Origin of the sequence: Litoribacterium kuwaitense (genome assembly GCF_011058155.1) — a bacterium.
Lineage (GTDB): Bacteria > Bacillota > Bacilli > Bacillales > DSM-28697 > Litoribacterium > Litoribacterium kuwaitense.
The window spans coordinates 11910-32552 of record NZ_JAALFC010000036.1 but is presented as its reverse complement, the minus strand read 5'-3'; the positions used below and the strand labels follow the sequence as shown (position 1 = coordinate 32552).

The window sequence follows — 20643 nt, the reverse complement described above, 5'->3', positions numbered from 1 at the left end:
AAAAAAGTAGAAGATACATTGTCTCACAACGATCGAAGCGCTCGTTCTCTCCCGATAGATCAGCGTCATTTTGTAGGTACCCACCGGCTCGATGATTCGATTAATTATACAGCGGAAATAGAAAATCACAGTGCGCAAACTGTCAAATTTCAAACACCACATGCAAGCACCTCATTCACAAGCGGTTCATTTGGCTCCGAGGAAAATGCCCAGCAAAACCTCCAGACGATCGCAGCAGCCTTAGGGTATAATGCGGATGTCAACCTTGGTAACGAAACAAGCGAAATGGTTGATTCTTTATTAGGATCAATCCCCCCGCACTCAAAAACAATCATTCATGGAGGAAAAGGGTACGTAGAAGTGATTGGAGACATGGTGACATACGATCGTGGGGGAAAAGTCCTCTCCACCGAACGTGTCGCAGGAAAATATACGTTTAGAGAATCTTATACAAAAACAACCTATGATCTTTAAAAAAACAGGAGGCGTTTATTTTGACATATTTTCTCGTTTCAGAAATGACCATCGTACCCAGCCCGTCATCGTCTAACATTCCTTGGAGATGATGACGGGCTGGGCGTTACGCCAAGGAGTGTGATGGTTTTTGAAGCCTTACCGTACCAATCGTCCCCGAGCCTATTATCAGCATCATCGGTGGCGTGTGATGAAGCGAAAGTCAAAGCTCGTCCGTCAGCTGCAATGGCACGTCAAATATGCTGGGATGTTATCAAAAGGAAAAATCCATTGTTCCTGCTGGATGTGCAGTCAAAAAACGAAAAAAGACGGCCCACCCCACGCTGATCATCGGCGGATAAAGAGGATGCTGGATCAATTAGGAAACGATTGGGAAGAAATTGAATGACGAACGGCAAACAGGAGGGATGACCTCCTGTTTTTTTGGCTGATCATTTACCTATAGAACCCTCCGATGACTTGGTGTATTTTGGGATGGATCTCCATGACGTCGTCCAATGACAATTCCGCATCGATTATAGACTTGCATAGTTTTCCCCCCGATATGAAGGGTATTTTTTGCACGTGACAAAAACATGTCATCGTTGTTTTTATGCCTTCCCCTTTTTAACATTGACAATACATTCAACTTTTAAGTCAAAGCGGTGCAGGTCACTTTCTTCACTCCGCAAGCAATACATCGTTCTCTCTGCCATTCTTATTCATCGATGGACGCATATCATTCTTCCACTGCCGACATGCACTTCGCGTCAGCGAGCTCAGCCAGACGAATGATCTGTTTGTTCTGCTATCTCACAGCATAAATAACCAGTGAATTGTGTCTTTAAGATGTTTACCATCACAAGCTTCCCCAATTCTTGCACACCTCGCATGCTTCTAGAGCCCATTTTCGAAGAATGAAGCAGTCGATACACGGATCAATCACTTAAATACCTTTACATATGTGTACGACTCATTTATAGTTAAATCGTAATTATTACGATTTGAAAAGGAGTGTCAAACATGAAAGGCAAAATTCCTGTGACGGTCTTAAGTGGGTATTTAGGAGCTGGCAAAACAACCATTCTAAACCATATTCTCAAGAACAAAGAAGGGTTACGCGTCGCTGTGATCGTGAATGACATGAGTGAAGTGAATATAGATGCCGACACGATCAAACAAGGCGGCGGGTTGAAACGAACGGAAGAAAAATTAGTAGAAATGTCAAATGGCTGCATTTGCTGTACCCTTCGTGAAGACCTACTTGTGGAAGTTGAAAGACTTGCCCAAGAAGGAAATATCGATTATATCGTTATTGAGTCTACAGGAATTAGCGAACCTGTCCCCGTCGCGCAAACGTTCTCCTATATCGATGAGGACTTAGGCATTGACCTGACACGGTTTTGTAAGCTAGATACAATGGTGACCGTTGTGGATGCGCATCGCTTCTGGCATGACTTCCAATCTGGAGATACGTTGCTTGACCGGAAAGAGGCATTGAGTGATGATGACGATCGCGACATTTCAGACCTCTTATTGGAGCAAATTGAATTTTGTGATGTTCTTATTATCAACAAATGTGACCTTGTCGCTCCAAAAGAATTACAACACCTTGAACGAGTTTTACGAAAGCTTCAACCCGCAGCAACATTTATTCAAACGTCGAAAGGTCAAGTCCAACCAAGTGATATTTTAAATACGTCCCTCTTCGATTTCGAGACGGCCAGTGAGTCAGCTGGGTGGATCAAAGAGTTGACAATTGGTCATAAAGAACATCAACCAGAAACAGAAGAGTATGGGATTAGTTCTTTTGTTTATAAGCAAAGATTACCCTTTCACACGAAAAGATTTGATGACCTCATGGAAACCTTAAGCAAAAATGTTGTACGAGCCAAAGGGATTGCCTGGTGCGCAACTAGAAACGACCTTGCCTTGTCCATCTCAAAGGCAGGTCCCTCTGTGACGATTGAACCCGTATCCTTTTGGGTTGCTTCTTTGCCCGAAAAAGAGCAGGAGGCGGTTTTAAAAGAAAATCCCGAGATCAAAGAAGACTGGGATGAAGCATTCGGTGACCGCATGACACAATTGGTGTTCATTGGAATTGATTTAGAGAAAAATGAAATCACCAACCTTCTAGATCAATGCTTGCTAACCGCAGAAGAGCTCCAATCTGACTGGAGTAAATTAGAAGACCCTTTTAATTGGCAAATCACACCCGTCTATAACTAATCTCGATTGGCAGTAAAAAGACAGGGCTATCGTCGTTCCGACTCGTAAAATTCCGCTTCATTAAACGTTTAAATAATGGTCATATCTAATAAAGCTGCCTCCCTACCTTAGGGCGGCAGCTTTATTTATTTAACGATGACTTTTCATCTCTTCGATCGCAGCCTTAGCGATCTTCGAAATCGTCATATCGTCCATTGGCGGGTTGTGCAAACCGGCACGAACGTCGCGGTAGTACCGTTGCAAAGGACAGTCCAGATTCAAGCTTTTGGCACCGACGAGACGCATCGCTTTATCAATCGTCGTAATCGCGTGATTAACGACAGTGTATTTTGCAGCACCGAGCTCATGAGAGACGAGGGCGCGTGTCACTTCATCATCATAAGAACGCGCAATACCATAAATCATATAACGCGATTGCATCATCTCTAAATCCATTTGCCCGATCAGCGTTTGCACATTTGGCAGATCACTGATCGTACCTTCAATGCTGTTCGGCGAATGCTCGGTGGCAAACTTGACTGCGTAATCCCGCGCGGCCTGCGCAATGCCAAGATAAGTCGACGGAATGTGGAGTGCCCAGCCATTGACCTTATTGCCCCGCGGCCCTTGCTGAACTTCCACGAGACGCTCATCCGCTACTTCCACCTCATCGAGCACGAGGTTGTGGCTCTCTGTCCCCCTCATGCCGATGACATGCCAATTTTCCCGAATTGAAATGCCTGGCGTATCGCGGTGGACGAGGAAAAAGCCCATCGCCTTCTTCTCCTCAATCCACGTGCCGACGAGAAAGTACGTCAAATATGGTGACATCGTCGTAAAGTTTTTCTCGCCGCTAATCACCCAGCCGCTTCCCTTACGAACCGCTTGTGTCCCCGGACGTCCACCACGCGTCGGACTGCCGGTCTGTGCTTCACTCACAGCCCGATTCACAACAGCACCCTTTTTCACTTCTTCAGCAAAAAACGCAAGCTGATCCTCTGTCCATTGCCGTTTTTCATAGATTTCACCGACGACACCCTGGTGCCATCCGATGGACAATGCTGTCGCACCATCCATACTTCCGAGCGTCTCTTGAAACAACACGAGATCGGCTATCGAACAGCCTGCGCCCCCATATTCTTTTGGTAAAGTTAACGATGTATAGCCTAAATCAACGAGCTGTTGAATATTTTGTTGAGGAAAACGCGCCTCTTCATCTGTTGCTTTAGCAGACCCTTCAAAATCCGTTCGCAAGGCCTCTAACTTCTGTAACCAGTCTCTTTGAAATTCGCTCGTCGCAAACAATGACTTTGTCATGTATGTCATCCTTTCTCCTTTAAACCGACTTTACACATCAGATTTATTATGATAAGTTTAGCAATACCTTAAGTCTCTGTCAAAAACTTTGTAGCAAGGGGGTTTAGCGATGATTCGCGTGTCTAACCTACACAAATCCTACGGCGATGCTCACGTGCTAAAGGGCATTGATTTTTCTGTTAAACCAAGTGAAGTGGTTGCCATTATCGGGCCGAGTGGCTCTGGAAAAACGACTTTGCTTCGCAGTTTAAATTTTCTCGACGTCCCTGACCAAGGAACGATCAACATTAATGAGGTGGAAATCGATGCCGCACGCCCTTCTAAGAAAAAGATTCGTGAGCTCAGACAGCAATCCTCTATGGTTTTTCAACATTATCACTTATTTAAAAATAAAACGGCTTTAGAAAACATTACTGAAGGCTTACTGATTGCGAAACAAATGAATAAAAGCGAAGCATTGAACATCGCTGAATCGTTTCTCGACCGTGTCGGTCTCCTGCATCGTAAAGACGCGTACCCGACAGAACTTTCCGGTGGACAGCAGCAACGGATCGGCATTGCCCGTGCTCTAGCTGTGAACCCAGCGGTGCTTCTCTTTGACGAACCTACCTCCGCCCTCGACCCAGAAATGGTTGGTGATGTACTGACGATTATTAAAGACATCGCCAAGCAAGGGATGACGATGGTCATCGTCACGCACGAAATCGAATTTGCTAAACAAGTCTCTGACCAAGTGATCTTTATGGCGGAAGGAGACATTGTTGAAAGCGGTGCACCAGAAGAAGTGCTCAGCCGCCCAAAACACGAACGCACACGCCGCTTCCTTCGTCGCTTGCTTCAAGTATGATTTAGGAGGTTCACGCGATGAACATTCGCCCAATTGTTATCATGACAGCGCTCATGCTTTTCCTCACCGGCTGTACGGCAGGGCAAACGACGACAAGTGACGGCAGAGAGATCATCCAAATCGCGCTGAGTGCCGAAGTGAATCCTCCCTTCCTCTTTACTGGAGAAAACAACGAGCCTCAAGGCTACAATATGGATTATTTCAATACCGTCCAGAAAAAGCTGCCTCAGTATCACTTTACCTATGTCTGGGGCGAGGAAGAATCCAACCTCATCGGGGTTGGCGCCGGGAAGTTTGACATCGCCGCCAACTGGTTTTTCAGCAACCCCGAACGCGAAGAGAAATTTCTCTATCCTGACACAGCCTATGGCTATTCGATGACGGGCTTAATCGTACACAAGGACAATGCTGATATTACATCCTTGGATGATATGACTGATAAAGCGTTGGCCCCAGTATCCGGAAGCGGCGGACTCCGTGCAATATTAAATGCATATAACGAAGCGAATGACTCCGAAGTTCCTCTAACTACAGTAGAAAGCCCGTCAAATGAGCATAATCTCCAGCGTGTCGAGAGCGGACGTTCCGATGCTGTATTTTTAAATATAACAACATTTAACGCCATTCAAGAGCAGCTCAAACTCGATTTAAAGGTTGGCGGGATTGTCTCCAAAGAGCCGGTTTTCCTCGTGCTGCAGCCAGGGCATACAACATTGGCTACGGACATCAACGAAGCCACCGAGGCATTAATTGCTGATGGAACCATACCTGAACTAGCGAAAAAGTGGTTTGGCGTCGACTTTTTCCAAGACTTAGATGATATTTCAAACGAAGGATTTCAATTTGAATGAGGGGGATGAATAGATGACTTTTGGAGTAGAAGATTGGGTTACTATCTTTGCGCAAGTTCTCGAGCGCCTTCCCCTAACGCTGTTGATCCTTACGTTGTCGCTCGTATGTTCGCTCATCGTTGGCGGGATTTTGGCGTTGATTCGCATCGCTAGGCTGCCGATATTTCATCCAATCGCAACCGTCTACCTGTCATTTACGAGAAGCACGCCTTTAATCGTTCAGCTCTTTCTCGTCTATTTTGGCATTCCTCAACTATTGCTTGCGATCGGCATCGATATTAACCATTGGTCTCGCATTACTTTTGTCGTGATCACCTTTGCCCTTCACACAGGTGCTTACATGTCAGAAGTGTTCCGCTCAGCTTACCAGTCCGTTGATAAAGGACAAGTCGAAGCAGCGTACAGCGTCGGCATGACCTATCCGCAAGCACTGCGGCGTATTATCCTGCCACAAGCAACCGTTGCCGCCTTACCGAACCTCGGCAACCATACAATTGAATTGCTCAAAGATACAGCCCTCGCTTTCACGATCGGCATCATCGACATTATGGGACAGGTGAAGCTGATCATAGGAAACAACTATGGTCTCGGAATGTTTGAGGTTTATGTGGCAATTGCCATTGTGTATTGGGCGATTTGTATTGCCATCGAATTAGGAGTACTAGGGTTGGAGCGGCTTTTCATCAAGGGGCGTGCTTCGATTACAAAATAAAGAAGGGGGGATACAAACATGGCGAATATCGACTTTGGCTTTGCCATTCAACAAATTCCTGCACTGATCCAAGGTCTTCCTTTTACAATTTTAATTACCGTTGTCGCGATGGCGGTTGGTCTACTCTTTGGCACGATGCTTGCCCTACTCCGCCTGTATCGCGTCCCTGTCTTTTATCAGCTCTCGATCTTGTTCGTTTCCTTCTTTCGCGGCACTCCATTAATTGTACAATTATTCGTATTTTTTTACGGAATGCCGATGCTGATCATTTATTTAAATCATACTTTTCAATGGCAGCTAAACCCCGACATGCTGTCACCGCTCCTCATTGTCCTCGTTGCGTACAGTTTAAATTCAGCCGCTTATTTGGCCGAAGTCGTCCGCAGCGCCATCGGGTCGGTGGAAAAAGGACAGCTCGAAGCAGCCCATGCCGTCGGGATGACGACGCTCCAAGGGTATGTGCGTATCATACTTCCACAAGCGTTTCAGATCGCCTTGCCTAATCTCGGCAACCAGCTGATTACGTTAATTAAAGCATCGGCACTCGCCTTTACGATCGGCGTCATGGAAGTCATGGGCATTTCGCGCATCATCGCCAATGACGGCTACCGCTTTCTAGAAACGTACTTGCTCGCCGCCCTTTTCTATTGGCTCCTCAGCATCGCTCTTGAATTGATGTTCGCAAACATCGAAAAACGATCCCGACGCTACAAAGGACGTACACAAGGTGAAGCTGTCTAACAGCAGCGGATTTTAAGAGAAAAGCCTCATTGGTCGTCTTTCTTTTTAAATATCGGCGGCGCATTCGCAGCTTCGATCGCCAGCAAAATTTCGTATAAAAGCACCACGACTGTACACATGAAAAAGGTTGGAGCAGCGACCATGAGCAACACTTCAAACAAACTCCCTACCGAAAAAATCGTAAACGCCGCCACAATATTTAAGACGGCAATGACAATACACGTAACCACAATACCCATTCTGCTTTTTCCTCCTTCCTAAAAAAGACGATGTGCGCTCTCCTTTTGTAACGATCGTCTATTCATGCGCACTCTACTTGTTTTTTCAAAGATCAACTTTTCGCTCTCTGAGAAAATGAAGCGTTTGAACGCCACTTTGTGAACGATCGATTAAAGGCATCTTCAAATTTTAGGAGCATCCCTGCTTCACAACGCAACCTGATCCTTTTCACGTCGTTTTTTGATAAATTTGCTGACCATATTCATCGATATGCTGAATTAGACGTTTATTCTCAATGGATTCATAATGCACGACATCGAAAAAATAAGGAAGCGGGAGCTCTTCTTCAAGCATATCAGTCACTCGAAGCAGTGTTTGATTTGAAACATTTAAGCCATAGACCACCAAATCAATATCCGATCCTTTTTTAAAGGTCCCTAAAGCGCGACTTCCAAAAATATGCACTTTTTCAATCTCTGGATACTGACGAAGTACCTCTTGAATCATATGAATCTCCATAGAGGACAAACCAAACATCGTCAACATTCCTTTGCTAAAGTATGATACATGTCTGCAAATAATGGGAGGAATTTAAGTTTTATCGTGTCAATCATCTCTTTTGCCTTTTCTTCATCATACATTTGTGAGGGTTGATTTCTACTTAATAATGCTTCGAGCCATGTGTGCCCGTCTGCAATATAGCCACTTTGAAAAGCTTGCTTTATCGTTTCTCTTGGGCTTTTCACTAAAAATCCTTGTGCTTCAAGGTAATCCTTCCACACCTTCCACGCAAGCTCAACAGTCATTTCAAAGAATTGAATGATTCCTGCTCGCTCTAACTCTGTTTCGATCGGTTGCGAGCTGTATTTCTCTAATAGCTTATAGGCTTTTTCAAAGTTCTCAAATCTTTGCTTCCAACGAATTTCCTTAGCATGCATCACAGTCAACTCTCTTTCGCATCTATTGATATACCTATATTCTCATAGTTTGAAACGCTATTCACTGATCAGCTGAATGCTTTTAGCGATGTTTTGCCTGCTCAAATTCTCCTTGCAGCATCCCCATGTAGACGATATCATGCCACCTACCGTTTCTAAACAACGCTTCGCGCGCCTTGCCTTCGTGCTGAAAGCCGAGCTTCTCATAAAGGCGGATGGCGCGCTCGTTAAACGAGAATACGCGCAGTGACACGCGGTGTAAGTTCATTTCCAAGAAGGCATAATCTAGAAGCAGCTGCATCGCTTCTGCCCCGTAGCCTTTTCCCCAAAAATTTTGCTTTCCGATATCAATAATACATTCGGCGCTCCTGTTCTTAGCGTCGATCTGAGTCAACGCTGTCACACCGATCGGTTGATCATTGTCTCGCTCCATAATGATGTAGCTTTTTCCGGACGAACCGCTCACAATCCCCTCAACAAAGGCCTTCGTCTCTGCATATGAGTACACATCCAACGACGGATTGGTTGCTTGCATCACGTCCAGATCGTTACGCCACTCATGATAAAGGCTGGTATCATCCGTCGTCATCTTCCTTAACCTTACTCTTTTTGCTGTAAACAACACCGCGCTCACTCCTTTTCTATTTTCGGCTTAAGCATTTGTTCCAAAGAAAATAAAAATGCCGTGAATTGCTCATCTACTTTTGTTTTATCAACCCCATATTGAAACGTGTCTAAGAGAAAACCGTCGACAAACGACATCATAAAATGCGCGATCGCGTCTGCGTGCAGTTGGGGTTTGCATTCCCCGCGCTTCTCTCCCTCTCTAATGGCTGCTGCAATCGTACGTGCCATTCGCTGATAGCGTTCAGTGATGTATGGATACGCCGCTTTATTTTGTACATACGTTGAGGTTAAGAAAAACTCGGCTTGCGCAAAGAGCAACGTATCATCCAGAGCATCAACACGTACCCGAAGCTCTGCAATCCACTTCTTCAGCTGCGGCCATATCGGCTCTAGCATGCTAGGAGTAAAACATTGCAAGTCGCGCGCGTCCTCTTTTTGTAGCACTTCCAGGAAGACGTGCGCAATATTGTTAAAATAGCCATAAAATGCGCCACGGGAAATCTCAGCTTCGTCCATAATGTCTTGCATCGACGTACGGGCATAACCCTTCTTCATAAAGACGGTCTTCGCCGCTTGCAGCAACGCTTCTTTTCGTTTTCTTTTATAGTCATCACTTACTTTTGGCGCCAGCACGATCGCCTCCTTTTTCACCCGAGCTTCAAACTATACATAAGTGTCGTTTTTATTTCTATTTATAATAACCGACAGCTATGTATAGTTTCAACCTTACGATTTGAAATTTTATAATTGTTATACATTTCACATGATGTTCACAAAAAACGCCTTTTCCCCTGTTGTTTTCCAAAATCATTCACCATAAGATAAAGATATATTTAAAATACATCTTTTTGAAAAGGAGCGTTTAAGATGGCAAACGCGACCACTGGCTTGGATCAACAGACGAAAGAAACGATTAAAGCAACGGTGCCTGTCTTACAGGAGCATGGAACCGAAATTACGAAGCGATTTTACGAACGCATGTTAAGCGACCACCCAGAACTTAAAAACATTTTTAACCAGACGAACCAACGCAAAGGCGCACAGTCAAAGGCATTGGCACAAACCGTATACGCGGCGGCGGCAAACATCGATCAATTGGAAACGATCTTGCCTCACGTGAAGCAGATCGCCCACAAACATACGAGTCTGAATGTGAAGGCAGAGCACTATCCAATCGTTGGCAAATACTTATTAATCGCAATCAAAGACGTCTTAGGCGAGGCAGCAACAGACGACATCATCGATGCTTGGGCAAAAGCGTATCAAGTCATTGCCGACATCTTCATTTCCGTGGAAAAGAGATGTATGAGGAGAGTGTCAACACAGGAGGATGGCTCGATTATCGCGACTTCAAGGTCGTTAAGAAGATTGTCGAAAGCGATTGCATTACGTCCTTTTACCTCCAGCCTGTCGATGGGCAACCCATTCCGTCCTATCTTCCTGGCCAATACATTACAGTGAAAGCAGATATTGAAGGCGAGCCATACACACACTTGCGCCAATACAGTTTATCGACCTCACCCGGAAAAGACGTGTATCGCATTAGCGTAAAGCGCGAGGATCGTCATGAAAACGGCCCTGCCGGCGTCGTATCAAGCTTTTTGCACCGAGACATTCACGAAGGCTCTATCCTGCCGATCAGTGCACCTTCAGGAGAATTCACCCTTGATCTGGAAGATACACGTCCGCTCGTCCTGATTAGCGGTGGCGTCGGCTTAACTCCGCTCATGAGTATGCTCGAAACGGTGATCCATAAGCAGCCAGAGCGCCAAGTCATTTATATTCATGCTGCCAAAAGTGGCAACATCCATGCGATGAAAGAGCGTGTGCGTGATATTGTGGCATCACACAACGTTACGAGCTATACGATTTACGATCGCCCGAACGCAGGCGATACGTATGATAAGCTAGGCCATATCGATCGTGAATGGCTGCAAAACATCCTCCCAACAACCGATGCCGCCTTTTATTTCTGTGGACCAAAAGGATTTATGAAAACAGTGTATCAGTCACTCAAAGGCTTAGACGTCGCTGAAAATGATTTACATTTCGAGATTTTCGGCCCCGCCGACGACATTACCGCCGTGCTCTAACCTATGGCAGGCTCATTAAATCTTTCCCAACGCCTTCTTGCGAGTAGGTCTGATCGACAAAGAATCATTTACTATTTCACCCATCAAAAAAGCCGTTGCTCCTTCACGGGAATCAACGGCTTTCCTCTTTTTCTTCGTCTATACAACTTGGGCAAACGAGCGAATGATCGTTTTGCACTTCTCCTTCCACAACGCCTCCGCGACAATAGACATCCCTTCCACAGCGTGCGCATGCGCCAATATGTTCTTTTTCCATGTGAAGACCTCCTCGTGGAACTGTCGCAAAAATGCGGGTCAATTGGAATTTACTTCAATTTTTCGATTTACCCGGAAACAACGTATAGGACTACGAATAGAGAAACAGCGATATACACAATGCCTGTACTCATTTGCAGGGACAAAAAAGCGCGATACAGAGGAATTATGACCCACATTAAAAAACAGGCAACGGACCATGAACCTTTGTAAAATGAAGTTGGTTTTAAGTGACATGGAATGAGCGAAAGCTTGTGTCTTCACTAATGTTTCCTACAGCGATTCGCACCACCAATCGTTATGTCACAGAAGCGCCAAAAATGTACGATGATTCGCACAAAAAACGCGAAACGTTTGTTTAGGAGGACTTGAAGAGCATGTTGACGCCCTGGGTAAGTGTCTGCACCGTATCACAACTTTTAAACATAAAGGTCGAACATGTCGACATCATAGCCAAGCTGTTTTAAACAATTAAAAAACTGACCTCGATGATGAAACAGATGGGAAACTTCCTCAACTAGCCAATGTGCTTGAGTCGAAGCTTTATCATGGTAGAAGGGCTTTGTTTTTTTGGTCAAAAAATCTTCTTCAGACAAAGAAAGCATATATGCCTTATATTTTGCAAAACCTTTATTCATCCCTTCAATCATAGCCTCAGCGGAGTCCATCTGATGATACTTTTCTTCTAAACCTTCTATTAGTTGCTGATCTTTTTCCTGCATGATCTGAAGATCAACCTCTGGTATAGAAACAATATGTTGAGCAAGCTCTTTAAGGCTTCGCATGTTGTCAGCTGGCTTGTACGCCCAATCCTCCACTTGCACCTTTTTCAGCAAACCTTCCATAGAGCGAATACCGACTTCAAGTTCAGACAGTAACTCATTCCTCAAGATATCAACAGCGTTCATCCCTCTCATCACCTTTTCATTCAATATGTTTTATTCTGCCATGGATTTCAAGGTCTACTCACACCTTGCTTCACTTCGCTTTTACGACAAAACCAACCTCTGTCTCCAATAATGTTACTACAGCAGTTCCTGCTCAAGACATGCGACGACTTGGCGCTTCTTTATTGCTATGGCTTTTTCACTTAAGAAAGATTCTCTTGGCCTTTCACATGTTTGTTGCTCCATAGCGCCTCCTAGTTGCAAAAGGAATTCATAAAAACACGGTAACATATGTTCGGTTTTCTTACAACTGAATTTTGCTTCAAAATCAGCGTTTAATATGCTTCATAGAGCATCTGAGGGAATTCAAGTTACGACAAGTCCCAACCTCTCCTTTCCTTGATGATCTTACGTGCGTGCCTAGAAGTATTAGGTGCAGAAAAAGCAGAAGGAGTTTGGGTGGAACAGATCGAGACGGTGGCCATGTTAGGGATGCCAGACGGCCAGGCAACATTGGCGTTGGTCAAATTTCATACACGTTCTGATGACAAAGTTGAAATAAATGATACTACATACGTGGACTATTTTTTCACGCTAATAATTAAGGGAATTCATAATTGCCATCCAAACGATTAAGGAAAAAATCAGCGAGCTACACCTGACGATGGTCTCTACCATTCGGCGTGCGCTCACGATCTATTTTCACGACAAAAAGTAGCTTCACCCCACCACACAAACGCTAATATTCCGACATTTTAACGACTCCATTGACCGTCGAAATGTTGATCTGATGCTCACCCGCTCCATAGACGTGACTCCTCCCTGACTCACCAAACACATTGACCTTTCCGTTCACAACCCGCGCATGAATAGTGGCATTTGTTGGTATTTTTTTCGTTTGAATATCGATTGCGCCGTTATTCGTCGTAAACTGAATGGGATGATCGAGAGAGCTGGTCGTTAATAAAATACTTCCGTTGGCTGTCTCTCCGGTCAATGCACCTTCGACATGATCGAGAACAAGTTTGCCGTTCGCTAATTTCATATGTACGGTGGCTGCTTTTGTTTCTCTAATGACCACCTTTCCATTGGTCGTCACGGCTTTTAGCTCGTTGACCCTCAATTGCTCTGCCTCGAGCTTTCCATTGGCATTACTCACATGAATGGAATCAAACTGTTTCTCCGGGAAATAGACCGTCAATGCTAAAGTATCACCAGAGTGACCAAACCATTTGAATCGTCGCTTCAGCTTCTTATTGAATTTCACAGACAACGTTCCCTGTCGCTCTTCAACCTGAAAATCGTCTTGCTGGTAGTCAGCCACTTTCCCGACTAGCTTGATCCTCATCTGATCGGTATCTCCAGGAACGATGCGGATACTCGCATTTGGCATTCGAATATCGACATTTCTAATATGCGTGGCGCTGACCTCTTTCTCTTCCTCCACACCCACGGTCTCGTTCATTTTTTTGCGTGATTGAAACACGACGACACTTCCAAAACCTACAATTAAGATGACAATAAAAGCCCATAAAAAAGATAAACTTCCCATTTTATCCTGTCCCCCTATTCATTTCAGAGAATCATATGACCGCATGCCGCACCTTTCGACATTGCTTACTTCTAAAGTATTCGTCCTTAGTCATCATTTTCCTTTAAAGTAAAAAAAGGACAGTTCTTTTTCAGCAAACTGTCCTCTGCGCAAAGCAATTTAGTCTGTAATCTTAATTCCGCCATTCATTGAAGATATATCTATATGATTTTCCCCGTCACCAAAGACGTGATTCCGGTCGGAGCTCCCAAAAACATCGATCTTTCCATTCGCTACTTCTACGTCAATCGTCGCATTCGTCGGTTTATTTTCCGTTTTAATATCGACCGAGCCATTGTTTAGATCAAATTTGATGGGGCGATCCAAGGAGCTTGTCACTAAGGAAATGGTTCCGTTGGCTGCTTTTCCTGTCAATGCGCCTTCGACGTGATCCAGAACAATTTTACCATTGGCTGTTTTGACATCAACCGTTTTTGCAACCGTATCCTTAATATTTAGCTTTCCATTGGCGGACTTGACGTTAAGCTCGTTGACCTGCAAATTCTCGGCATCTAACGTGCCATTGGAGACATTGACTTCCAGCGAATCAAACGTTTTTGCCGGAAGATATACCGTTAATTGTAGCGTCTCTTTTGGGCCGATAAACTGAAATAGCTTTTTCCACTGCTCATCATCATATTCAACGTATAACGTGCCATTTCGTTCTTGAATTTTAAAATCCCTTTGCTCATGGTCGTTGACTTTCCCACTCAACTCAACCTGAATATCGTCACTCGTCGCCGGAAGAATGTCTACATATGCGTTTGGCATACGTATATCAACATTTTCGATCTGATCTGCCTCAACATCTTGAGATTCTTGCAGATCCACTGACTTAATCGATTGAAACGCCATGACACTTCCTACACCACCAAACACTATGAGAATCACACCGATGATACTTGCTAGCCTTACTTTACCCATGCTTCACCCCTCCTTTCACCATCTGTACATTAAAGCGCAAATAGCGCACAAAACCTTTGGAAAGCATTTTTGTCACATACAGCATTCCGATGACAATAAATATGCCCACACCCGCTAAGAAAATGGAAAAAAATAGGTCGAACAACAAAAACGACGCTGCGTTAAGGAAAAAGTTAATGAACACGAGGAGGGGAGATAAAATAAACGACGCTCCGACGGCCCAGCCCGAGGCAACGATAGACGCTATGGCAATGAATGGTCCAAGGACGACAACGAGATTAAAAAACCCTAAGCCGATCACTGCCCACAAGGCGCGAAAAAAGCTCCCTGTACTTCCCGATTCATCGACAATCTCTACGTAATGCGTCGCCACCATTTCTCTCGCGATTTGAGTTGGCGCTCCTAAGGAAGCTGCTATTTCTTCTTCCGTTTTTCCTTCAGACAAACCGACTTGAAAATGCTCGTCAAAATCGTGCATCACGTCATGCCGCTCCGACTCAGGAAGCTTTGCCAAAGCAGCTTCTAATGCGTTCATAAATTGATCTCTATTCAACGTTCTCACCATCCTGTATAAGTTCATTGACACCTGTGGTAAAGTATTTCCACTCTTGAACGAGCTTATGAAAGTGCTCCTCGCCTAGATCGGTTAAGCGATAGTACTTCCTTGAGGGCCCTTCCGTCGATTCCTTGAGATATGTTGTAAAGTAGCCTTCCTTCGCCAACCTTCTTAGAAGCGGATATACCGACCCTTCTGAAATAAACACCCGTTCAGAAATTTTGTTTGCCAGTTCATAGCCGTAATGATCTTTCTTGTTTAACAGCGCCAGAACACATAACTCTAAAGCACCTTTTTTAAATTGAATATTCATGAAGCCCCTACACCTCATTTTCTTTTTCACTACTGAGTAATGAACAATACCTAACGATATAATACACCTTACTACTGTTTATTGCAAGGTACTATTAATTTTATGCAACTCATTTATCATTGATTCTACATTTGCCTAGAAAGTGCCAATGACATTTATCATAGCGTCCGGACAATGTATTTCTGCTTCAGACGAGCGTTTTCCGCGAGCTTGGTTTCAGCTTTCTCACGACTACGCTCCTTAGGGTCTTCTTCTCAAACTTTTCCTACGAGAGTCGCCATCCTCCGCTCGACAATATGAAAAAAAGCACACGTTGCAGTCACCGTGTGCTTTTCCTCTTGCTATGAGATGTTAACACTTATCTTTCATCATCCTGGTTTTCCTGCGGAATCTTTGCCTCAATGCTTTCGCGCCACGACGTCAGCTTTGCCTTCATTTCATCCGCCAGCTCAGGCAGCTCGCCAGATAAATCGTGTTGCTCTTCAACGTCGTTTTTTAGATGATACAACTCGACACGGCCATCCTCAAAAAACTCGATTAATTTATAGTTCCCGAACCGAATCGACGACCCAGGTGTTCCTCCTTGATTCCCATAATGCGGATAGTGCCAATATATCGCTTCACGCTCTAACGTCTCCCCACCTTGCAGGATTGGAACTAAGCTCACACCGTCAACATGCTGCTCCGGCAATAGCGGCAGGTTTGCCATCTGAAGAAACGTCGGGTAAAAGTCGGGGCTCGTCACCGGCTCTTCTGACACGCTGTTTGCGTCAACGACCCCGGGCCACTTGACGATGAGCGGAATACGGACACCACCTTCATACATCCACCCCTTCCCTTCATGTAGCGGGGCATTTGAGGTTGGTGACCCTTCTGACGTCGACAGACCCCCGTTATCAGAACTAAACACGATGACGGTTTCTTCGGTCAAATTCGCCTTTTCTAAAGCAGAAACGAGGCGACCGATATTGTGATCGAGGTTATAAATCATCGCTGCGTACGCCGGATCAGACTGAATGCGGCGACGCTGAACGCGAAGGTGCTTTTTGTTATCTGCTGGAAAGTGCTCCCCTTCCTCAACCACATCTTCCCATGCCGTCGGGAGACCAAGCTCGCGCGCTTTATGTTCGAAACGCTCAATATCCTCTTGCTTCGCTTGGACTGGTGTATGCACCGTATAGTGGGAAAGGTTTAAGAAAAATGGCTTGTCATCCTTTTGTTCGATTAACCGAATGGCTTCGTCCGTCAAACGATCGGTTAAATATTCACCCTCAGGACCGTCCTCAAGCCCTTCAATGCGATACGGACTAAAATAGCCATTGTACGGATGCCCGATATGACCGCCGCCAATGTTCACATCAAAACCATGGTGCTCAGGATAATACGGGCTTTTCCCTAAATGCCATTTCCCGACATTCCACGTCGCATATCCGCCATCCTTTAAAGCGCTTGCAACACTCGTCTCTTCTAACGGAAGATGATCGATATACGGGGCATCAATGAGCTTACCCTTCGTATGTGCGCCGATCCAATCCGTTACCCCAACGTTCGCTGGATACTTTCCTGACATCAAGCTCGCGCGCGTTGGCGAGCAAACCGGCGCCGCCGCATACGCATCTGTAAAACGCATGCCTTTAGCGGCCAGTTGGTCAATATGTGGTGTCTCATAGAATGTGCTACCGTAGCACCCTAAGTCCTTCCACCCCATATCGTCAATTAAAATATGAATGATATTATATTTCGTTGTCATAAACGCTTAAGCCTCCCCAATGCTTATGACCACCCCCCTGCAAAAACACCTGAGCCGCGAATGATCTCTTCACTCGACAGAAGGGTAGATTCATAAATAGATTTGTTCGTCCTGTTTAAAAACGATCGTACGACGTAGTAACCAACAGCATAACCTGCACAAAATGGCAGACCAACGGGGGTATACCCGCGCTTTTCGGCAATCTCATCGCCAAACATGTAGCTACTGACATCGGCAAAGCCTTTGACATCAAGCGCATCACCAATGACATCAACCGAATACGCCAAATCCTCCTCATCCATACGCGTCACCCACGGCCCAAGCCATTCCTCACCATAAAGCTCTGCGGCAAACGCTTCTGCCAAGCCTTCAATGACTAAGTAATCTCCTACAGTGACATCGCCATGATGCCACTGAACATAAGAAAAGCGTAAATTGTGGTGAAACTCATGCGTCAGAATTGAAGGAATTCTACGTATATTATAATCATTAGGATCGATCATGACCATGATAAATCCAGGAATTCCCCCAAAACCTGTGTATCCCATAGAATGCTTTAGCTCTTCTCCGTCAGCGACGTACATACCCACTTGGATACGCTTGGCATTGACTTTCAGCCCGGCACGATTCGCTCGTTCTAAACAATAGGCGATCGTTTCTTCCGTCGTTTTCAGTATATGATGCTTTTGGAAATGATCGATCCCCTTTGTGACCTGCTTAACGTCCGCAAGATCCGCGAACCCGAGCATCTTCGTCGCCATCAACACATCATACCCATGCGCCTCCTTCGCTTTCATAGGAACTTGCATCACCTTCCACATGTCCGCCAGCGGCTCCATCATCGTGTACCGAAAATAATCCTCTCTTTTTCTCTCATCTTGCAGTTCCAAAAGCGCATGATACTGAGAAACGGTATCGAGCACTTCATATGATTTTTGCACGATAAACACCTCCTAACTAAGAGGTTAGAGGGTGACGTAACGTGAATGTCAATAGGGGATGATTGCGAAAACAAAAAAACAGCGCCCTGCCTCTCACTTGTGCATCTTGACTCAAGTGACATGCATTCGCTGTTCTAAACGATCATCTTTTATGCAAGCGATGCTGCTTGATTTGGTACACTTCATCGCACAACAGATTAATATCTTCTTGCTGATGACTTGTCAAAATGATCGTTTTTCCTTCGCTTTTAAATTCTTGCAGCAGCGCACGAATGTTCTCCACGCTATCGGCATCAAGCGCATTGAACGGCTCGTCTAAAATCAACACCTCTTGATGCTCCATAAATGCTTGCGCGAGTGCGAGCTTCTGCTTCATCCCAAGAGAATAGTTTTTCACCTTTTGTGTCGCATCCGGCTGCAGCCCGACTCGCTCCATTGCCCCTGCAATCTCATCGTCTGTAATTTGTTTGCGCAGCGCAGCCAATCTGTGCAGATTTTCAAAGCCTGTTTTTCCCGCCAAGTACCCGGGCCGATCAATAATGATCCCAAAATTGCTTGGGAAGCCGCGCTTTCCATCTACATATTCGGGGTCAATGGCAATCGATCCCTTATCAGGTAAGATAAAGCCGCAAATCATCTTAAATAATACCGATTTCCCAGACCCATTCGGTCCAACAATGCCATAAATCTTCCCTTTGTTAAATTCAGCAGATGTGTTTTGAAACAGCGTCATTCCTTTAAATGATTTTGAGACTGACTTGATTTGTATGAGTGACATACATACACCTCCTTGGGTCTAGGTTTTCCTTGTAAATCTCAGGGTAATGATTACAACCATAATTGTGATGAACAAAACAAACACACCCAACGGAACGAGCATTGATGGGAAAGAACCATATGTCATTGGCAAAATAGTATAATTTATCACATGAAGCCAAACCCAATCCGGCGGAAACACTTTAAAAGAAATGATACTGCCTACAAAAATAAAGGTGCTGACCACGACAAGAAGTGGCTGATGCTGTCCGCTAAAAATACATAACGTCGCTAAACCGACATGGATGACAACTAAAAAACACATCATGAGCATGACTTGCAAGAGGAGCGCAAGAATAGGCGAAAGCCCTTGCTGATAGAGGGGATATGTATAATTGTTCATATAGTGCCCTTCAGTTGTCGTTAAAGCGCTCCACGAATCACTCACCTGCACACCAATCGCTCCAATGAAACTAATGCCGAGCAATAGCAAGCAGAAAACGAGCAGCGTTGGAAAGATTTTTTTCAACGTAAAACCCACCCATTGGCTGTACCCGCCAAGCCGAATCATGATGGTCGGTTCCCATTCTCGAAACAGGAGCTTGCATGAATAAAAGAGCCACAGGGGCAGAATTAAATATATGATAAGAAACGCATCACTCACCATCGGAATGACGAAATCCCACACATTAAACGGTAACGCTAAAGGGCTTGCAAACACCAGGATATCTTGTCGTTTATTCCACACATAACCAAAAAGAATGACAACAACAATAACCCATTTCCACGACAAATATTCATCTAAGAGACTGTGAAAAACCCTCATAGCAATTGATCCAAACGTCTAAAGTTCAAATACACATACAAAAACAACCCACCGCAGATCAGTAACAAACCAACCATGGGTACAAACGCCGTCCAGATCGGTTGCTGCGTAAATCCGAATGGAAACATCGTAAAAGACAAACGAAAAGGTCTGAGATGAGGTTCGATAAATAAAAACATTTGAACGAAATATACGATATAAGGAATTGCCATCGCGACATATGGCCGCTCGATCATGAGTAAGAGAAAAAATCCTATGGTCGCCCAAATGGCAGCATGAAGTCCAACCCATAAGGAATAAAACAGTCCATAGACGAAATCACCATACACGAGAAGCTGGGTGAATGTATGCCTCGTATTTCGATTCTGAACCATTTCTTCCTTAGTCATCCCATAATTAGCTGGGTCACTATATTGTACCGTTTGCAGCAGCGGTTCAATATAAAAGGCAAAAATAAAACTGGAGAAGACAAGTAAAAAGAAGACGCTAAAGCTAATAATAGCGTTGGCAGAACACTTGATTAACAACATCTTTTTGATTGGTATCCTTGCCCGCGTATAGAGAATAAAGCGGTGGTGTAGTTCACTGGCGAATTTACTTAAATAAACGAGGACTGCTAACAGTGGAAATACTATGGGGAGGATATTGTCCAAATGAAAGGTAAACACACCTAATTCATCACGAAATCCGTAGTTATCTTTATTGATCATATGGACAAGAAAGAAGATGACCACACCAAGTAAGATGACAATTGCCCGTTTTCCATACATGGCAGACTTGAGCTCGTCCCATAATGTGTAATTTTGGCCCATAGTGTTTTGGCTCCTTTCGTGCTTAA

24 protein-coding genes and 1 pseudogene are annotated in these 20643 nt (G+C 44.7%); 8 read left to right on the top strand and 17 right to left on the bottom strand.

Annotation, left to right across the window (positions count from 1 at the left end; all coding sequences use genetic code 11):
* The 3 genes from G4V62_RS15225 to G4V62_RS15215 all read left to right on the top strand — a co-directional run.
* Window positions 1–474 (top strand): hypothetical protein (locus G4V62_RS15225; RefSeq protein WP_165203685.1); only part of this gene is annotated, 474 nt, incomplete at its 5' end.
* A 130-nt stretch (window positions 475–604) separates the two neighbouring features.
* A complete protein-coding gene (locus tag G4V62_RS15220; RefSeq protein WP_165203683.1) occupies window positions 605–862 on the top strand; it encodes a hypothetical protein in 258 nt (85 codons plus the stop codon).
* A gap of 614 nt (window positions 863–1476) precedes the next feature.
* On the top strand, window positions 1477–2682 hold the full coding sequence (locus tag G4V62_RS15215) for a GTP-binding protein (protein WP_165203681.1): 1206 nt from the start codon (window positions 1477–1479) through the stop codon (window positions 2680–2682).
* Between the two features lie 129 nt (window positions 2683–2811).
* Here G4V62_RS15215 and G4V62_RS15210 read toward each other — a convergent pair whose 3' ends face one another.
* Window positions 2812–3978 (bottom strand): acyl-CoA dehydrogenase family protein, encoded by a 1167-nt coding sequence (locus tag G4V62_RS15210; RefSeq protein WP_165203679.1) that lies wholly within the window; start codon window positions 3976–3978, stop codon window positions 2812–2814.
* A gap of 109 nt (window positions 3979–4087) precedes the next feature.
* Here G4V62_RS15210 and G4V62_RS15205 point away from each other — a divergent pair, with 109 nt between their 5' ends.
* From G4V62_RS15205 to G4V62_RS15190, 4 genes are read left to right on the top strand one after another with little or no spacing between them, the layout of a single operon-like run.
* Window positions 4088–4825, top strand: coding sequence for an amino acid ABC transporter ATP-binding protein (locus G4V62_RS15205; protein ID WP_165203677.1), 738 nt, complete (start codon window positions 4088–4090; stop codon window positions 4823–4825).
* Window positions 4826–4842: 17 nt separating this feature from the next.
* The gene (locus G4V62_RS15200; RefSeq protein WP_165203675.1) at window positions 4843–5676 is read left to right on the top strand and encodes an amino acid ABC transporter substrate-binding protein; all 834 of its coding nucleotides are present in this window, start codon (window positions 4843–4845) and stop codon (window positions 5674–5676) included.
* 13 nt (window positions 5677–5689) lie between these two features.
* Window positions 5690–6388 (top strand): amino acid ABC transporter permease, encoded by a 699-nt coding sequence (locus G4V62_RS15195; RefSeq protein WP_165203673.1) that lies wholly within the window; start codon window positions 5690–5692, stop codon window positions 6386–6388.
* Between the two features lie 18 nt (window positions 6389–6406).
* Complete coding sequence (locus G4V62_RS15190) at window positions 6407–7129, top strand: amino acid ABC transporter permease (protein ID WP_165203671.1); 723 nt, start codon at window positions 6407–6409, stop codon at window positions 7127–7129.
* 26 nt (window positions 7130–7155) lie between these two features.
* Here G4V62_RS15190 and G4V62_RS15185 read toward each other — a convergent pair whose 3' ends face one another.
* The 5 genes from G4V62_RS15185 to G4V62_RS15165 form a co-directional block, all read right to left on the bottom strand.
* Window positions 7156–7368: a hypothetical protein gene (locus tag G4V62_RS15185; protein WP_165203669.1), complete on the bottom strand. Its 213-nt coding sequence runs from the start codon at window positions 7366–7368 to the stop codon at window positions 7156–7158.
* 208 nt (window positions 7369–7576) lie between these two features.
* The gene (locus G4V62_RS15180; RefSeq protein WP_165203667.1) at window positions 7577–7885 is read right to left on the bottom strand and encodes a nucleotidyltransferase family protein; all 309 of its coding nucleotides are present in this window, start codon (window positions 7883–7885) and stop codon (window positions 7577–7579) included.
* A gap of 2 nt (window positions 7886–7887) precedes the next feature.
* Window positions 7888–8286: a nucleotidyltransferase substrate binding protein gene (locus G4V62_RS15175; protein ID WP_212508804.1), complete on the bottom strand. Its 399-nt coding sequence runs from the start codon at window positions 8284–8286 to the stop codon at window positions 7888–7890.
* Window positions 8287–8368: 82 nt separating this feature from the next.
* Window positions 8369–8911 (bottom strand): GNAT family N-acetyltransferase, encoded by a 543-nt coding sequence (locus G4V62_RS15170; protein WP_165203663.1) that lies wholly within the window; start codon window positions 8909–8911, stop codon window positions 8369–8371.
* 5 nt (window positions 8912–8916) lie between these two features.
* Complete coding sequence (locus G4V62_RS15165) at window positions 8917–9546, bottom strand: TetR/AcrR family transcriptional regulator (protein WP_312855505.1); 630 nt, start codon at window positions 9544–9546, stop codon at window positions 8917–8919.
* Between the two features lie 234 nt (window positions 9547–9780).
* On the opposite strand from G4V62_RS15165, the pseudogene hmpA reads away from it, so the two are divergent.
* A pseudogene (gene hmpA / locus G4V62_RS15160) lies at window positions 9781–11006 on the top strand (NO-inducible flavohemoprotein).
* Window positions 11007–11118: 112 nt separating this feature from the next.
* Here the strand turns inward: hmpA and G4V62_RS15155 are convergent.
* The 11 genes from G4V62_RS15155 to G4V62_RS15105 form a co-directional block, all read right to left on the bottom strand.
* Entirely contained in the window at window positions 11119–11262 is a 144-nt protein-coding gene (locus G4V62_RS15155; protein ID WP_165203661.1) for a hypothetical protein, read from the bottom strand.
* Between the two features lie 418 nt (window positions 11263–11680).
* The gene (locus G4V62_RS15150; RefSeq protein ID WP_165203659.1) at window positions 11681–12169 is read right to left on the bottom strand and encodes a DinB family protein; all 489 of its coding nucleotides are present in this window, start codon (window positions 12167–12169) and stop codon (window positions 11681–11683) included.
* A 718-nt stretch (window positions 12170–12887) separates the two neighbouring features.
* Window positions 12888–13700, bottom strand: coding sequence for a DUF4097 family beta strand repeat-containing protein (locus tag G4V62_RS15145; RefSeq protein ID WP_165203657.1), 813 nt, complete (start codon window positions 13698–13700; stop codon window positions 12888–12890).
* A 159-nt stretch (window positions 13701–13859) separates the two neighbouring features.
* Window positions 13860–14663, bottom strand: a complete 804-nt coding sequence (locus tag G4V62_RS15140) for a DUF4097 family beta strand repeat-containing protein (protein WP_165203655.1) — start codon at window positions 14661–14663, stop codon at window positions 13860–13862.
* Entirely contained in the window at window positions 14656–15216 is a 561-nt protein-coding gene (locus tag G4V62_RS15135; RefSeq protein WP_165203653.1) for an HAAS signaling domain-containing protein, read from the bottom strand. Before G4V62_RS15135 ends, G4V62_RS15140 begins: the two co-directional genes overlap by 8 nt.
* A complete protein-coding gene (locus tag G4V62_RS15130) occupies window positions 15209–15532 on the bottom strand; it encodes a PadR family transcriptional regulator (RefSeq protein WP_165203651.1) in 324 nt (107 codons plus the stop codon). The genes G4V62_RS15135 and G4V62_RS15130 overlap by 8 nt, the downstream gene beginning before the upstream one ends.
* Before the next feature lie 358 nt (window positions 15533–15890).
* Window positions 15891–17282, bottom strand: a complete 1392-nt coding sequence (locus G4V62_RS15125) for a sulfatase (RefSeq protein ID WP_165203649.1) — start codon at window positions 17280–17282, stop codon at window positions 15891–15893.
* A gap of 23 nt (window positions 17283–17305) precedes the next feature.
* Window positions 17306–18223, bottom strand: coding sequence for a DUF2268 domain-containing putative Zn-dependent protease (locus G4V62_RS15120; RefSeq protein WP_165203647.1), 918 nt, complete (start codon window positions 18221–18223; stop codon window positions 17306–17308).
* A 142-nt stretch (window positions 18224–18365) separates the two neighbouring features.
* Window positions 18366–19001 (bottom strand): ABC transporter ATP-binding protein, encoded by a 636-nt coding sequence (locus G4V62_RS15115; protein WP_165203645.1) that lies wholly within the window; start codon window positions 18999–19001, stop codon window positions 18366–18368.
* A gap of 18 nt (window positions 19002–19019) precedes the next feature.
* On the bottom strand, window positions 19020–19805 hold the full coding sequence (locus G4V62_RS15110) for a hypothetical protein (protein ID WP_165203643.1): 786 nt from the start codon (window positions 19803–19805) through the stop codon (window positions 19020–19022).
* Window positions 19802–20617 (bottom strand): hypothetical protein, encoded by an 816-nt coding sequence (locus G4V62_RS15105; RefSeq protein ID WP_165203641.1) that lies wholly within the window; start codon window positions 20615–20617, stop codon window positions 19802–19804. Before G4V62_RS15105 ends, G4V62_RS15110 begins: the two co-directional genes overlap by 4 nt.
* Window positions 20618–20643 lie beyond the last annotated feature (26 nt).